The 15192-nt window shown below is 40.0% G+C and carries 9 protein-coding genes and 3 tRNA genes; 7 read left to right on the top strand and 5 right to left on the bottom strand.

Annotation, left to right across the window (positions count from 1 at the left end; all coding sequences use genetic code 11):
- The first annotated feature begins 9 nt into the window (after positions 1–9).
- From ptrA to M0M83_RS16165, 4 genes are read left to right on the top strand one after another with little or no spacing between them, the layout of a single operon-like run.
- A complete protein-coding gene (ptrA, locus tag M0M83_RS16180) occupies positions 10–2907 on the top strand; it encodes a pitrilysin (protein WP_248466953.1) in 2898 nt (965 codons plus the stop codon).
- On the top strand, positions 2904–6512 hold the full coding sequence (gene recB / locus M0M83_RS16175) for an exodeoxyribonuclease V subunit beta (protein WP_248466951.1): 3609 nt from the start codon (positions 2904–2906) through the stop codon (positions 6510–6512). Before ptrA ends, recB begins: the two co-directional genes overlap by 4 nt.
- Entirely contained in the window at positions 6512–8359 is a 1848-nt protein-coding gene (recD, locus tag M0M83_RS16170) for an exodeoxyribonuclease V subunit alpha (protein ID WP_248466949.1), read from the top strand. Before recB ends, recD begins: the two co-directional genes overlap by 1 nt.
- A 53-nt stretch (positions 8360–8412) precedes the next feature.
- Positions 8413–8982 (top strand): hypothetical protein, encoded by a 570-nt coding sequence (locus M0M83_RS16165; protein ID WP_213913035.1) that lies wholly within the window; start codon positions 8413–8415, stop codon positions 8980–8982.
- A gap of 103 nt (positions 8983–9085) precedes the next feature.
- Here the strand turns inward: M0M83_RS16165 and argA are convergent, their stop codons facing one another.
- The gene (gene argA / locus M0M83_RS16160; RefSeq protein ID WP_213913034.1) at positions 9086–10429 is read right to left on the bottom strand and encodes an amino-acid N-acetyltransferase; all 1344 of its coding nucleotides are present in this window, start codon (positions 10427–10429) and stop codon (positions 9086–9088) included.
- 362 nt (positions 10430–10791) lie between these two features.
- Between argA and amiC the strand changes: the two genes are divergently transcribed.
- Positions 10792–12042, top strand: a complete 1251-nt coding sequence (amiC, locus tag M0M83_RS16155) for an N-acetylmuramoyl-L-alanine amidase AmiC (RefSeq protein ID WP_248466947.1) — start codon at positions 10792–10794, stop codon at positions 12040–12042.
- Positions 12043–12177: 135 nt separating this feature from the next.
- Here amiC and M0M83_RS16150 read toward each other — a convergent pair.
- The 3 genes from M0M83_RS16150 to M0M83_RS16140 form a co-directional block, all read right to left on the bottom strand.
- A tRNA-Met gene (locus tag M0M83_RS16150) sits at positions 12178–12254 on the bottom strand.
- Between the two features lie 18 nt (positions 12255–12272).
- Positions 12273–12349 (bottom strand) — tRNA-Met (locus M0M83_RS16145).
- Positions 12350–12409: 60 nt separating this feature from the next.
- Positions 12410–12486: transfer RNA gene (locus M0M83_RS16140), tRNA-Met, on the bottom strand.
- A gap of 232 nt (positions 12487–12718) precedes the next feature.
- Between M0M83_RS16140 and mltA the strand changes: the two genes are divergently transcribed.
- Together mltA and tcdA are read left to right on the top strand one after the other, a co-directional pair.
- Positions 12719–13834 (top strand): murein transglycosylase A, encoded by a 1116-nt coding sequence (mltA, locus tag M0M83_RS16135; protein ID WP_248466945.1) that lies wholly within the window; start codon positions 12719–12721, stop codon positions 13832–13834.
- 36 nt (positions 13835–13870) lie between these two features.
- Entirely contained in the window at positions 13871–14686 is an 816-nt protein-coding gene (tcdA, locus tag M0M83_RS16130; protein WP_125890303.1) for a tRNA cyclic N6-threonylcarbamoyladenosine(37) synthase TcdA, read from the top strand.
- Positions 14687–14727: 41 nt separating this feature from the next.
- Here the strand turns inward: tcdA and csdE are convergent, their stop codons facing one another.
- Complete coding sequence (csdE, locus tag M0M83_RS16125) at positions 14728–15186, bottom strand: cysteine desulfurase sulfur acceptor subunit CsdE (RefSeq protein ID WP_125890302.1); 459 nt, start codon at positions 15184–15186, stop codon at positions 14728–14730.
- Between the last annotated feature and the right edge of the window lie 6 nt (positions 15187–15192).

Raw genomic sequence — 15192 nt, 5'->3', positions numbered from 1 at the left:
CACCAAAGGATGCAATATTTATCCAAAAATATCGCTCATCTATTTTTATTACTGATAATTCTCTTCGGTGGTCAAGCTATTGCAGCACAACCACTTTGGCAGGTTTTGCCTGAAACAGTAAATAAAAGTGAAAGTGACCCTAGGGAATACAAAGCCATCAAACTCAGTAATGATATGACGGTTTTATTAGTATCGGACGCTAAAGCAACTAAATCATTGGCTGCGGTATCGATACCTGTTGGTAGTATTGAAAACCCAAATAGCCAATTAGGGTTAGCCCATTATTTAGAACATATGGTTTTAATGGGCTCCAAAAAGTACCCAGAGCCAAGTAGTTTCTCTGAGTTTTTGCAAAAACATGGTGGTAGCCATAATGCAAGCACGGCATCGCACCGTACAGCTTATTATTTTGAAGTTGAAAATGGAGCATTGAAAGAAGCGACGGATAGGCTTGCAGATGCATTAGCAGACCCGCTTTTAGACCCAATTAATGCCGATAGAGAACGTAATGCCGTTAATGCAGAACTCACGATGGCACGTTCTCGTGATGGGATGCGTATGTGGCAAGTGCGTTCTGAAACTTTGAATCCGTTGCACCCAAACTCACGTTTTTCTGGAGGAAATTTAGAGACTCTGAAAGATAAACCTAATAGCAAATTACAAGATGAGCTAGTGGGTTTTTATAAGCGGTATTATTCTGCAAATCTAATGAATGCAGTGCTGTACGGCGACCAATCTATTGAGTCATTAGCAAATATTGCTCAGGAAACATTTGGGCGTATACCTAATTTTAATGCCAGTGTTCCTGCTGTTAATATCCCTGCAGTAACGGATAACGAAAAAGGCATTATCATTCACTATGTGCCTGCTCAACCACAAAAAGCCATACAAATTGAATTTAGTATTAAAAATAATATGGCGGACTTCCGTAGCAAAAGTGATAGCTATATTAGTTACTTAATTGGTAACAGAAGCCCAGGAACATTGGCTGATTGGTTAATATCGCAAGGGCTTGCTGAAGGTATCAGCGCCTCTGCCACCCCAAATTTAGATAGAAACTATGGTTCATTCTCTATTTATGTCACATTGACTGATAAAGGGCTACAAGAAAGAGATGAAATTATTGCAGCTATTTTTTCTTATCTTGAGTTAATTAAGAATGATGGCGTCAATAAAAGTTACTTTGATGAAATAGCAAAAGTTCTTAATTTATCATTCCGTTATGGCTCAATTGTTAGGGATATGAACTATATTGAATGGTTATCAGACCAAATGATTGATGTTCCTGTTAACCATGTCCTTGATTCAGATTACATTGCTGATAAGTATAACCCTGAGGCGATTAAACAACGTTTATCAGAGCTTACTGCACAAGAGGCGAGGATTTGGTTTATTAGTCCGAACGAACCGAATAACAAAAAAGCTTATTTTGTTGATGCACCGTATCAAGTCAATAAGATCACAGCAAAACAGTTTAAAACGTGGGCAAGTTTAGAATCCAAAATGAACTTCAAACTACCTACTTTAAACCCGTACATTGCTGATAACTTGTCATTAATTAAAACTGATAAGGCTTATAAACACCCTGAATTCATCTATCAAGATGGTAATACGCGCGTGTTATATATGCCAAGTCAATATTTTGCAGATGAGCCAAAGGCAAGTATCACCTTGTCATTACGTTCTAATCAAGGAGATAAAGATGCCAAGGAGCAAGTTACTGGCTCTTTATTACAATATATTGCTTCATTGAAAATGGATAAATTGCAATATCAGGCATCTGTAGCAGGCATGTCGGTCTCTGTTTCCCAAGGTGTTGGCCTGCAATTAAATGCCAGTGGTTACACCCAACATTTACCTGAACTCTTTTTATCCATGACTAAGCTATACCTGAATTTTGAGCCAACGAAACAAGAGTTAGCTCAAGCAAAATCTTGGTATAAAGAGCAAATTGAAGTCGCCAATAATGCGAAAGCTTATGAGCTGGCTATGCAACCGCTTCAGCGTATTAATAGTGTGCCTTATTTTGAGCAAGAGCAGCGCTTAGCCGAGCTAGATAAAATTTCACTACAAGACATCACTAACTACCGTGAAATGATAGTTAAAAGCGCAGCATTACAAGCTCTGGTCTTTGGCAATATGACTGAGTCACAAAGCATTAAAACCATTAAAGATGCACAGCAATTATTAAAGAGCGAAGGTACCAATTGGTGGCGTGGCGATATTGTCGTAATTGACAAAAATTACCTAGCAGATTTCCACAAACAGGGGAACAGCTCCGATAATGCGCTTGCAGAAATCTTTATTCCAGACGGTTATAGCCGCATCGATGGTGCAGTATTATCCGGTATTCTTTCTAAAGTGGTTCAGCCTTGGTTTTATGATCAATTAAGAACCAATGAGCAGCTGGGTTACGCCGTATTTGCTTTTAAAGCAGGGTTGGGTGACCAGTGGGGAATGGGCTTTTTGATTCAAAGTAATGCCAAGACACCGAGTTACTTGAATACGCGTTACCAACAGTTTTATCTTCAAGCATTAGAGAAATTGAAAAAGCTGCCGATAGATGAGTTTAATCAATATAAACAATCTATTATCACTGAGATGAATCAGCCACCACAAACATTTTATGAAGAAGTAGGTCGCTATTCATCTGATTTTTCTAGGAATATTTTCAGTTTTGATACTCGTGAAAAAGTGATTGCAACTTTAGGTACTGCAACAAAAGAGCAAGTCATTGAGTATTATGAAAATGCAGTGATAAAACACAAAGGGTTAGCTGTTAGCTCCCAAGTTATCGGCCAGGGAGTTGATATTAAAGAGGGGTATGCTCATCTAAAAGATTGGGTGCTTTACTCGACAGCTTCTCAGTTGCAAAAGATTTTACCAATAAAGGAAGATGCTGAGTGAATAAAGTGCAGGTAGAGTCCCAATTACTGAATGTTTTTTCATTACCTCTGCGTGGGCAGCGGCTAATTGAAGCATCTGCGGGAACAGGTAAAACATATACAATTGGTATACTTTATCTGCGGCTTTTATTAGGTTTGGGAGGCGCTAATGCGTTTCCTAGGCCGTTAAGTGTTGAAGAAATCTTAGTTGTAACATTTACAGAGGCTGCAACAAATGAGTTACGTGGGCGTATTCGTCAACGTATTCACGATATGCGCTTGGCTTGCTTAAGAAATGGCGTTGGTTTCGAGTCGCAGCCAGAATACCTTGAATTATTAACTGAGCTTTCGGGGGAGTCCCAAAGAAAATTTGCTGCGCAATGGCTACAGGATGCGGAAAGGCAAATGGATGAAGCCGCTATATATACTATCCATGGTTTTTGCCAAAGAATGCTAGTTCATAACGCATTTGAGTCTGGAGTATTGTTTGAACAAACAATGATCCAAGATGAATTTCCTATACAAAAACAAGCCTGTGCAGACTTTTGGCGTCGCCATTTTTATCCTCTGAATTACTCCATGACAAAAGTTATTCAGTCACTGTGGAATAGTCCAGAAGCATTGCTTTCAGAGATTAAACCTTTTTTACAGGGTGATATTCCTTTAATTATTAACCAACCGAAACAAGTAGAAACCCTAGAAGAACGGCATCAGCGGCTAATTTTGTTAATTGAGTCAGTTAAAACGGCATGGTTAGAAAATTCAGCGGATTTTGAGAAGCTTATCGCTGAGTCAGATGTTGATAAACGAAGTTATAGTACGCGTTTTCTACCCGCATGGCTGATAAAAATTGGCGAATGGGCTCAAGAAGAAACTGAAGATTATCAGCTGCCTAAAGATCTTGAACGCTTCTCGCAAACGGTACTACATAAAAAATCAAAAAGTGGCTCAGGGCCAGAGCATGTTGTTTTTCAAAGAATAGATGAGCTACTTTCTCAATCATTAACCCTGAAAGATCTAATTATTCCACTGGCAATTTCAGAGGTGAGGGCAGCAATTAGCGGTGAAAAACATAACCGTGGTGAAATGGGGTTTGATGATTTGTTGACCCGTTTAGACAATGCTCTTGCTCAAGAAAGTGGAAAGTTTTTAGCTCAGGCTATTAGACAACGTTTTCCAGTTGCGATGATAGATGAATTTCAAGACACAGATGCACAGCAGTATCGTATTTTCCAAAGAATTTACCGAGAAGTTAATGACAGTGCATTACTTTTTATTGGCGACCCTAAACAAGCTATTTATGCTTTTAGAGGCGCTGATATTTTCACTTATATTGAAGCAAAAAATGAAGTTAGCGCTCACTATACATTAGAGACTAATTTTCGCTCATCACAAAATATGGTTGAAGCGATTAATCATCTATTTAGCCATTGTCAGTCACCTTTTATTTTTGAACAAATTCCTTTTCAACCCGTTAATTTTGCTAAGCAAAATAGCGGTAAAAAACTTATCCATAATGGTGAAGAAACCAAAGCGCTTACATTTTGGCAATTGGAAGAAGAAGGTGTCTCCGTTTCTGAATACGAGCAAGCAACAGCTTCACAATGTGCAGTACAAATCGCACAATATTTGCAGGGCGGTTTGCAAGGTAGTAGCTATTTTGACAACAATGGAACGCGTACACCTGTCGAAGCTTCTGATATCACTGTGTTGGTGCGCAGTCGGCGCGAAGCCGTATTAATTCGTGATGCTTTAAATCGGTTAAATATCCCCTCCGTGTTTCAATCTAATCGGGAGAGTGTATTTTCAACGCCAGAAGCGAGAGATTTATTGTGGTTACTACAGGCAGTTTTAACACCGGAAAAAGAACGTGTTTTGCGCAGTGCATTGGCGACGGGGATATTGGGTTTAACTGCTAAACACATTGATGACCTTAACCATGATGAAAAAGCATGGGAAAAGATTGTTGATGAATTTGCTCGTTATGCGATGGTTTGGCAAAAACGAGGTGTGCTCCCCATGCTTAGAATGGTCATGGCACAGAGGAAAATTGCAGAAACATTATTATCAGGCACCGATGGAGAGCGCCGTTTGATGGATGTGATGCATATTGGTGAACTACTGCAAGAAATGTCATTACAGCTTGAAGGTGAGCACACACTAACTCGTTGGCTAGCGCAACAAATATCCCACCCTGATCATCAATCTGACGTACAGCAAATGCGTCTTGAAAGTGATAAACATTTGGTGCAGATCAGTACCATACATAAATCTAAAGGCCTTGAATACAAGATTGTATGGTTGCCTTTTGCAAGCAATTTTTTACCTCAATCTAAAGGCTTATATCACGACAGAACAGATTATGGGGTACGGCTAGACTTAAATGACAGCGAAGAAAATGTTGCTTTAGCTGACCAAGAACGCTTGGCAGAAGACCTACGTTTATTATATGTGGCCCTCACAAGGGCCATTTATCACTGTAGTGTCGGTATTGCGCCATTAATTAAAGGTAACAGGAAAAAAAGTGGTGAAACCGATTTACACTTATCTGCGCTGGGTTACGTTATCCAAAAAGGACAAGCTGGTGATTACCAACTCTTAAACGAAATGTTGGCTGAAATTAGCAATGACGTTATTGATGTTGCAGTGATTAATCAACCTAAGTCGGAACGCGTGCTATTAGAACAAAATGATAGCATAAACTTATCGGCAAGAGCAGTGACTCGTCATTTTAATGACCACTGGCGTGTTACCAGCTATTCGGGGTTAAGTTATGGTTCAAGCCATACTGAAGCAGAAGAATCAGTTTCAGCATTGCAATTTGCTAATTCATTAGCTCCTAATATGGATGTTGAGGCCAGTGTTGATGTGGAACAACAGGAAGATGAGTTTTTTACTTTAACTCCTCATCAATTTCCTAAAGGTGCGTCACCCGGAACATTTTTACATAGCTTAATGGAAGAGATTGACTTTAGTGAACCAGTTTCGCAAGAATGGTTGGCTGAAAAACTTGAATCTTCTGGGTTTGACTTACAGTGGGCACCAATGCTGCAAGAATGGCTACACGCTATTGTACAGGCACCACTATCAGAAGATGGGTTATGTTTATCTGCTTTACGGCCTCAAGACCAATTAGATGAGATGCAGTTTTATCTTCCTATTGAGTCAATATTGGGGGCAGGTCATTTAGATAAGGTAACGCATCAATATGACCCATTATCACAACGTTGTCCTCCACTAAGTTTTGAGAAAGTCCAGGGAATTTTAAAAGGGTTTATTGACCTTACCTTTTACTGGAAAGGTAAATTTTACCTTCTTGATTATAAGTCAAATTATCTAGGGGAAGATGCTAGTTTTTATACCCAAGAAGCCATGGCTGAAGCGATGATAGACCACCGCTATGATTTGCAATATCAACTATATTCGTTGGCTTTACATCGTTACTTAAAGCAAAGAATGCCTAATTATGATTATGAAACCCATTTTGGGGGTGTCTATTATTTATTTCTAAGAGGGGTAGATGATGTTAACGCCAGTAACGGTATTTTCTTTTATCGTCCTGTAGAGGCGTTTATTGAAGCGTTAGATAGCTTATTTAAAAATGTTCAACAAGGGGAACACGTTTAATGAAATCCCTATTTAATCAGGCTATTGAGCTACGTATCTTCACACCTCTTGATGTGCAATTTGCTTACAGTATTTCTGATGATAAGCACCCGATAGTACTTATGCTTGCCGCACTTCTTAGCGCAGAAACTATGGCTGGGCACGTTTGCTTAGCATTGGCCGATGTTGTACCTGAAAAGTTATTTGCAGGGAGGCATCCTGAATTAGCCGTTGAATTTTGGCAGAAAATGGGGGAGCCGAGCGAACAAGTACTTTATCAAACGCTCAAACAAGCAAATGCAGTGTCGCTATCAACAGAAAACCAGGTCTCGCCTTTAATACTTTCAGGGGAATACTTATATTTTCAACGGATGTGGCAATATGAGCAACATGTTGCAAAGTTTTTCTCTAACACATCAATAGAGAAGCAAAATAATATTCAAATCAAGGAAATACTAGATAATTTATTTCCCACTACTGATGATATTGATTGGCAAAAAATTGCAGCAGCAGTTGCTGTAACCAGCAGGGTGTCAATCATATCAGGGGGGCCAGGGACGGGAAAAACAACAACGGTTGCACGTATCCTTGCCGCATTAATTAAGCTTGAAGCCAAACTTCACCACAAAATTAGAATAGAGCTGGCAGCTCCAACGGGTAAGGCGGCTGCTAGGTTGACGGAATCTCTAGGTGAGGCGATGAAAAAGATGCCTTTAACCGATGCAGAACGCGCTGTTTTGCCTAATCATGCCAAAACATTACACCGTTTATTAGGGGCTCAACCTGAAAGTCAGCAGTTTCGTTATAACCGAGACAACCGTTTATCTCTTGATGTACTCATTGTTGATGAAGCCTCAATGGTAGATTTACCCATGATGAGCAAACTACTTGAGTCACTGCCTGAAAATGCAAAATTAATATTTCTAGGTGATAAAGATCAACTCGCTTCTGTCGAAGCAGGTGCTGTGTTAGGGGATATTTGTCAGTTTGCTGATAACGGTTATAGCATAGAACGAGCATCTCAACTTTCGGCGCTAACAGGGTATTCTGTTGCAGCTTATGCATCACCAAACGGCCCAATTATTCGTGATAACCTATGTTTACTGCGTAAAAGTTACCGTTTTTCTGCAGATTCAGGGATTGGCCAACTCGCTTTTGCTGTAAATGAAGGCAATGTTTCTCGAGTTCAACAATTACTAAATCAACAACGTCCAGATGTGCATTGTTATATTCAAGAAACAGCGGATGACTACGCTCAAATTTTATTAGATGCCGCTGAAAATTATAAAGAATATCTACTTGCGGTTAAAGATAAAGAAGATCCTGAGCAAGTTCTGAAAAAATTTAATCAATATCGGTTACTAACGGCTCTGCGGGAAGGGCCTTTTGGCGTTATTGGCCTTAATGATAAATTGGAAAAATTATTTCATAGGCAAGGGATAATAAATCGTCCATATAATTTATTGAATAAGCACTATGCAGGCCGGCCAATTATGATTAGCCGTAATGATAGCCCATTAGGACTTTTTAATGGGGATATAGGCATCATTTTACCAGATGAAGAAAATGCACTGAGAGCCTATTTCCAATTTCCAGATGGGACTATTCGTGGAGTACAACCTAACCGGCTTCCACAGCATGAAACAGCTTATGCAATGACAGTTCATAAATCACAAGGTTCGGAGTTTGCTCATACCGCATTGGTTTTACCAAATGTATATTCTCCGGTGATGACACGTGAGCTTGTGTATACAGCGATAACTCGAGCTAAAAAAGAGCTATCTCTTTATGGTAGCCCAAAAGTATTACGTCGAGCCGTTGAAACGCCAACTAAGCGACGAAGCGGTTTAGCGACTCAATTAATATAACTAACTTATTTGTAAGTTACGTGAATAATTCACCCTAAAGTAAAGGTAATGAGATGGATAACCAGCAAGAAATGACAGCAATTACAGTAACATTAAATGCAAGGCTTGAGCCTACTAGGCGTGGTGATTTAGAAGATGCATTTAATGAAGTCATGAAAAGCATGGATAAAAATATCCATGTCACAGGCGGTGGGACATTATTAGGTGATAATGGTGAAGCGCAGGAATGTGATATAGAAATAGCACTTGAAGAGGCGAGTGACGAAAATATCAGTTTAATTATTCAACTTTTTTCCTCAATGTTAGCTCCAAAAGGCTCTCGTTTATTTATTCATGGTGAAGATGTTCGAATCGATTTTGGTTCAGATGAAGGTATGGCTATTTATTTCAACGGGACAGAACTCGCCGATGACGTTTATGAAAACGGGGATATCAGTGAAGTGTTCGATGTTCTAGATGACGCTGTGGAAGATATTGGGAGTATTCATGGCGTTTGGGATGGTCCGACAGAAACCGCATTTTATTTTTATGGTACTTCTTTCGCTGAGATGAAAGCGGCAATCCAACCACATTTAGATTCCATTCCTTTGTGCGAGAAAGCTAGAGTTATTCAGATAGCTTAGCGGCTATTCCCTAGTTTTAAAGCTACGACCCAAACTATGCATCCTTGTATAGTTTGGGCTAAAGTAAGTAATGAAACAGCCATTATGCTAAAGACGTTAATGTTTACTTATCAGATTGGTTTTTTAGGTCTAAAATCAATATCTTAGATCGACGTTGGTAGTTATATAAAGCCTGCTTTTTCATTGGTAACATTTCAATCTCTGCAGGGGTAAAACCACGCTCTTGAAACCAATGGATACTACGAGTTGTCAGGACAAATAGTTTATCTAAGCCAAATTGTTTCGCTTGTACAGCGACACGGTGCAGTAACTCCTCTCCTCTAGATGAACTTCGGTAATCGGGATGAACAGCGACACAAGCCATTTCACCTAGTTTTTCTTCTGGATAAGGGTAAAGCGCTGCACAAGCGATCACTAAGCTATCACGTTCAATAATAGTAAATTTATCAATTTCCATTTCTAATTGCTCGCGTGAACGTCTAACTAAAATCCCTTGTTGCTCTAATGGGCGAATAAGCTCTAATATTCCACCAATATCATTAATGTTTGCACGGCGGATTTGTTCCGCGCTTTCCATGACGATTTGGGTACCAATACCATCACGAGAGAATAACTCTTGAATCAATGAGCCATTCTCTTGGTAACTCAATAGGTGGCTACGGCGGACACCTCGGCGGCAAGCTTTTGCGGCTCCGCGTAAAAAACGCACTGTTCCTGAATAGTAATCACCTTCAGATTCAAGTTCTTGAATACGGCTTTCTGCTTCATTTGGGAATAATTCAGACAAAATATTGCCTTCTTTGTCTGTGACACCTTGAGAAGAGCAAAAACCGATCAGTTTTTCCGCTTTCATTTTTACTGCCAACTGAGTGGCAATTTCTTCGGAGGTCAGATTAAAACTTTCCCCGGTGACTGAAACGGCAACCGGGCCAATTAACACAATTGAACCATTATCTAACTGATTATTAATGGCATCTTCATTAATACGGCGGATCCTACCGCTGTGGCAATAATCAATACCATCGTCAACGCCTAGAGGTTGAGCAATAACGAAATTACCACTAACCACATTAATGTGTGCACCTTGAAGTGGGGTATTACCTAAGCTCATAGATAACCGAGCTGTGATATCTAATTGTAAAGCGCCTGAAGCTTGTTTTACATATTCAAGAGTATTCGAATCTGTTACGCGAGTATGTTTATGATAAACCGCGTCATATTGGTGCTCTGCTAAAATATCCTCAATTTGAGGCCTAGCGCCATAAACGACAATAATTCGGATGCCTAAACTATGTAATAATCCTATATCATTGACTATACTAGGAAAATTTTCATGCGCAATCGCTTCACCACCAAGCATAATAATAAATGTTTTGCCGCGGTGGGCGTTTATATAAGGGACCGAATGGCGAAACTCATCAACCAACTCGGTGCTGCGCTCTTTCATAACAACCCTCTTAATTGAATTTTTATTCGTTAATATTGTATTTTTATTCTTTTTGTCGGTAAATATCAAGTAAAAGATGGGATAAAAAAAGTCACATTTTTATTTTTTACATTTACATATCTCTAAACTTAACTCGATATACTCTATAAAAACTAATTTGCATAAAATTGACACAGAAAGTCACTCACAAATATTTTCTCTCAGTATGATTAGGTTATACTCATGTCTGTAACTCTATAGATGCTTTGATATATTCTTAATGACAGAGTGCAAATGATTAGTTAGAGTGCATATTTCAAGGCTAACTATTAGCAATTATCCTAAAATCACTTTATTTCTCAGTTCTAGGTTCGGAATTATTGATGAGTCACCAAGATCACAACCCATCGAAGCGTCGTTTTATTCAAGGCGCAGCAGCAGTTATGTTACTGAGCATTAGCCCATTCGGTTTTTCTGCGAGTAGCAGCGTGGTGGCTGTGCGCATTTGGCCAGCATCGAGCTATACTCGAGTTACATTGGAATCTAGTACTCCATTGAAGTACCGTCAGTTTGTGCTTAATAACCCTGAGCGTATTGTGGTCGATCTTGAAGGGGGGCAGTTAAATAATGTATTGAAGGATATGGGAACCCAAATCCAAACACGTGATCCTTACCTCAAATTGGTTCGAGTTGGGCAATTTGATCCGAAAACGGTTCGCTTGGTATTTGAAGTTAAAAATAAAGTCAGCCCTCAATTCTTTTCAATGACCCCTGTCGCGGAGTTTAAGCACCGTTTGGTTCTCGATTTTTATCCAGGTAAAGGCGTGGAGACCAATGATGATCCTCTATTGGCATTACTTGAGGATTATAATAAAGGCGATCTTGAAGAAAGCATGCCTGCTCAAGCGAAAAAGCCTGGGAAAGCAGGGACGGATCGCCCAATTATTATTATGATCGACCCTGGACATGGTGGTGAAGACCCTGGTGCGGTAGGTAAATACAAAACACGTGAAAAAGATGTGGTTTTACAGATTGCACGGCGGTTAAAAGCTTTGATAGATAAAGACCCTAAAATGCGCTCCTATATGACACGCAATGAAGATGTCTTTATTCCGTTAAAAGTCCGAGTGGCGAAAGCGCGTAAAATGCAGGCAGATTTATTCGTTTCAATTCATGCGGATGCATTTACTAATCGTTCAGCCCGAGGCTCTTCTGTTTTTGCGCTATCGACGAAAGGTGCGACCAGTAATACGGCTCGTTACCTTGCCCAAACACAAAACGAAGCGGACTTAGTGGGCGGAGTGAGTAAAAGTGGTGATGTGTATCTTGACCATACGATGTTTGACCTTGTGCAAACTGCGACAATAAATGACAGTTTGAAATTTGGTGATGAAGTGCTAAAACGCATGGGGAGGGTTAACAAACTGCATAAGAACAAAGTTGACCAAGCCGGGTTTGCGGTACTTAAAGCACCTGAGATCCCGTCGATTTTAGTCGAAACCGCTTTTATTAGTAATTTGGAAGAAGAGAAAAAATTAAAAACAGCGAAATTCCAACAGCAAATGGCAGAATCCATTTTTGAAGGCGTTAAAGCTTATTTTCGTAACGGTGGTGCATTAGCGATCCGCAATTAGTTAATTTTAAACAGATTAAGAAAGGTGATGAACGTATGTGAATCGCCTTTTTTATTTTTTATGGATGGTTAAAAATAGTGTTTTACAGTGGGATTAAAAAAAGGTGATGGGATCAGAAAGAATATACAAATAAATTGGTTGCGGGGGCTGGATTTGAACCAACGACCTTCGGGTTATGAGCCCGACGAGCTACCATGCTGCTCCACCCCGCGACTGAAGAGGTAAAAAATTGGTTGCGGGAGCTGGATTTGAACCAACGACCTTCGGGTTATGAGCCCGACGAGCTACCATGCTGCTCCATCCCGCGACTGAATTTTTACGACTTTATACTGCAGATTTTTGTGACTTTACTGATTTAATCAGTAATTGGTTGCGGGGGCTGGATTTGAACCAACGACCTTCGGGTTATGAGCCCGACGAGCTACCAAGCTGCTCCACCCCGCGTCCGATGCGGGCACTATACTCGGGATGAGATCTGATGCAAGTTTTTTCGTGTTTTTTTTTCAAAATTTAGCATTTACAGAACAAAATTTGTTCTGTCTGGCTGTTTTTTACACTTTGATGAGTTGGTGAATGAAAATAACCACTCTAAATATATTTACACGTTTCATTCCCTAATGGGGTTTGCTATTGTGCGTTTCATATTGGATTGTTGGATTTATCTGGGTGGTAGAGTATGAATATAGAGCTAATAAAAATCGTCAATAAACAAACACTAAAGAAATGGTTTGTAACTAGTATATTTCTTTCTTTATTAGCTGGGTGCCAAACTCATCCAACGGATAAAGGCCAACAATATAAAGATGGCCGCTTAGTGCAAGATTTACAAAAAGTAAATCAAGTGAATGTACAGGGGCGACCAATTAATGCGCCAGATTTTAATAAACAGGTTAATGAAATTAAAAATGCATCACCACGGCTGTTTAAAAATAACAATGATGCTTACCATGCCATAGAAAATTGGTTGATGGCGGGGGGAGATCCAGCTCAATTGGCAAATTTCAATTTAACCGCTTTTCAAATGGAAGGTGCCGATAATTATGGAAACGTACAATTTACAGGGTATTACACACCTGTGATTGAGGCACGTCGTATGGCACAAGGTGAATTTCGTTATCCGCTGTACGGAATGCCCCCAAAAGGAAAAAAACGTTTACCTAGCCGAGCAGCGATTTATAACGGTGCCCTGAGTGATAATTTAATTTTAGCTTATAGTAATTCCCCCGTTGAAAATTTCATGATGGAAGTTCAGGGAAGTGGCTATGTTGATTTTGGGGATGGCAGCCCACTGAATTTCTTTGGTTATGCAGGTAAAAATGGTCACGCCTATAAAAGTATCGGAAAAGTGCTGGTAGATCGCGGTGAGGTTCCTCTAAGCCAGATGTCATTGCAAGCTATCCATGATTGGACTAATCAGCACAGCGAGCAAGAAGTTCGCCAACTTTTAGAAGAAAACCCGTCATTTGTCTTTTTTAAACCGCAATCATTTGTCCCTGTTAGAGGAGCAAGTGCAGTTCCTTTAATTGCGAAGGCATCCGTTGCATCAGATAAAACTCTCATTCCACCGGGTACAGCCTTACTCGCGGAAATCCCTGTATTAGATAATAATGGGAAATTTACGGGGCAGTACGAAATGCGTATGATGATAGCCTTGGATGTCGGTGGTGCAATTAAAGGGCATCATTTTGATATTTACCATGGTATAGGCCATGACGCTGGGAAAATGGCCGGTTTTTATAATCATTATGGGCGAGTTTGGGTGCTGAAAAAAAGCCAGCCGCTATTTGGTTGACTGTAGTTACAGGTTTAACTGAGGTTATTCGTTATTATGCAAGCTAAGCTTTCTGATGCTTGGATGCAGCGTTTTGCTGGGATCGGGCGTTTATATGGGCAACATGCTCTTCATCTTTTTGCACGTTCCCATGTTTGTGTCATTGGGGTTGGTGGGGTCGGTGTTTGGGCCGCGGAGGCGCTTGCACGTTCAGGTATTGGGTGCATCACATTGATTGATATGGATGATATCTGTGTGACTAATACTAATCGTCAATTACATGCCATCAAGTCGACTGTTGGGCAGCCAAAAGTTGATGTGATGAGAAATCGTATTCTAGACATTAATCCTGAATGTGTAGTGAATGTTATTGATGACTTTATTACGGTTGATAATGTCGCTCATTACCTTAGTACAGGGTTTGATTATGTTATTGATGCCATTGATAGCGTAAGACCTAAAGCTGCGTTGCTAGCGTATTGTAGGCGCTTTAAAATACCTATTATCACCACTGGTGGGGCTGGTGGGCAAATCGACCCAACAAAAATTCAAGTGGCAGACTTGGCTAAGACTATCCAAGACCCATTAGCGGCTAAGTTGCGAGAACGCTTAAAATCTGATTTTAACGTCGTTAAAAATGGAAAAGGAAAGCTTGGGATTGATTGTGTTTTTTCTACCGAGCAGCTTATGTATCCACAAAGTGATGGCACGGTATGTGCGGCAAAAAGTACTGCGGATGGTTCTAAGCGCATGGACTGCGCTTCAGGCTTTGGGGCAGTGACTATGGTTACGGCGAGTTTTGGGTTTATTGCTGTCTCACATGCACTTAAAAAGATGATAGCAAAATCACAACGGGAAATGGAAAATCTGTAAAGTGAATGAGGCTATTGCGATAGATAGCCTCATCCAATGAATTACGCAGGTGTCATTTCATTGGCAATATTTTGAATTGCAGTAATGAGTGATTGAATACCATTTTGGCGGGATTCGCTGAGTTGGTTAGGTAAGCCGGTTTGAGCTAATAAGTTATTAAAATCAATTTCCATGATCTCTTTTGCTGTTTTTTGCTCTATTGCCGCTAATAAAATGGCAAATAACCCTTTCACCACTCGGCCTTCACTATCCCCATAAAAATGAAATGTTTCATCATCATTGAGAAGCGCTCCAATCCAAACTCGGTTTTCACAGCCTTTAACCTCTTGAGTTTGCAGCTTTTCATCATCAGACAATACAGGCAGTTTTCTCGCCAATTGAATTAACAAACGATATTTATCTTCCCATGCTTTATGTGTGGAAAACTGTTCAACTATTTCTTGAATTTTAATCTCTGTACCGAATGGGTGCGGAGCAAGTTCATGGTTAGTCGAAGTCATTAGGCT

Source organism: Providencia rettgeri, assembly GCF_023205015.1.
Lineage (GTDB): Bacteria > Pseudomonadota > Gammaproteobacteria > Enterobacterales > Enterobacteriaceae > Providencia > Providencia rettgeri_E.
The sequence above is the reverse complement of the archived record's forward strand: the minus strand, read 5'-3'. Positions and strand labels throughout refer to the sequence as shown.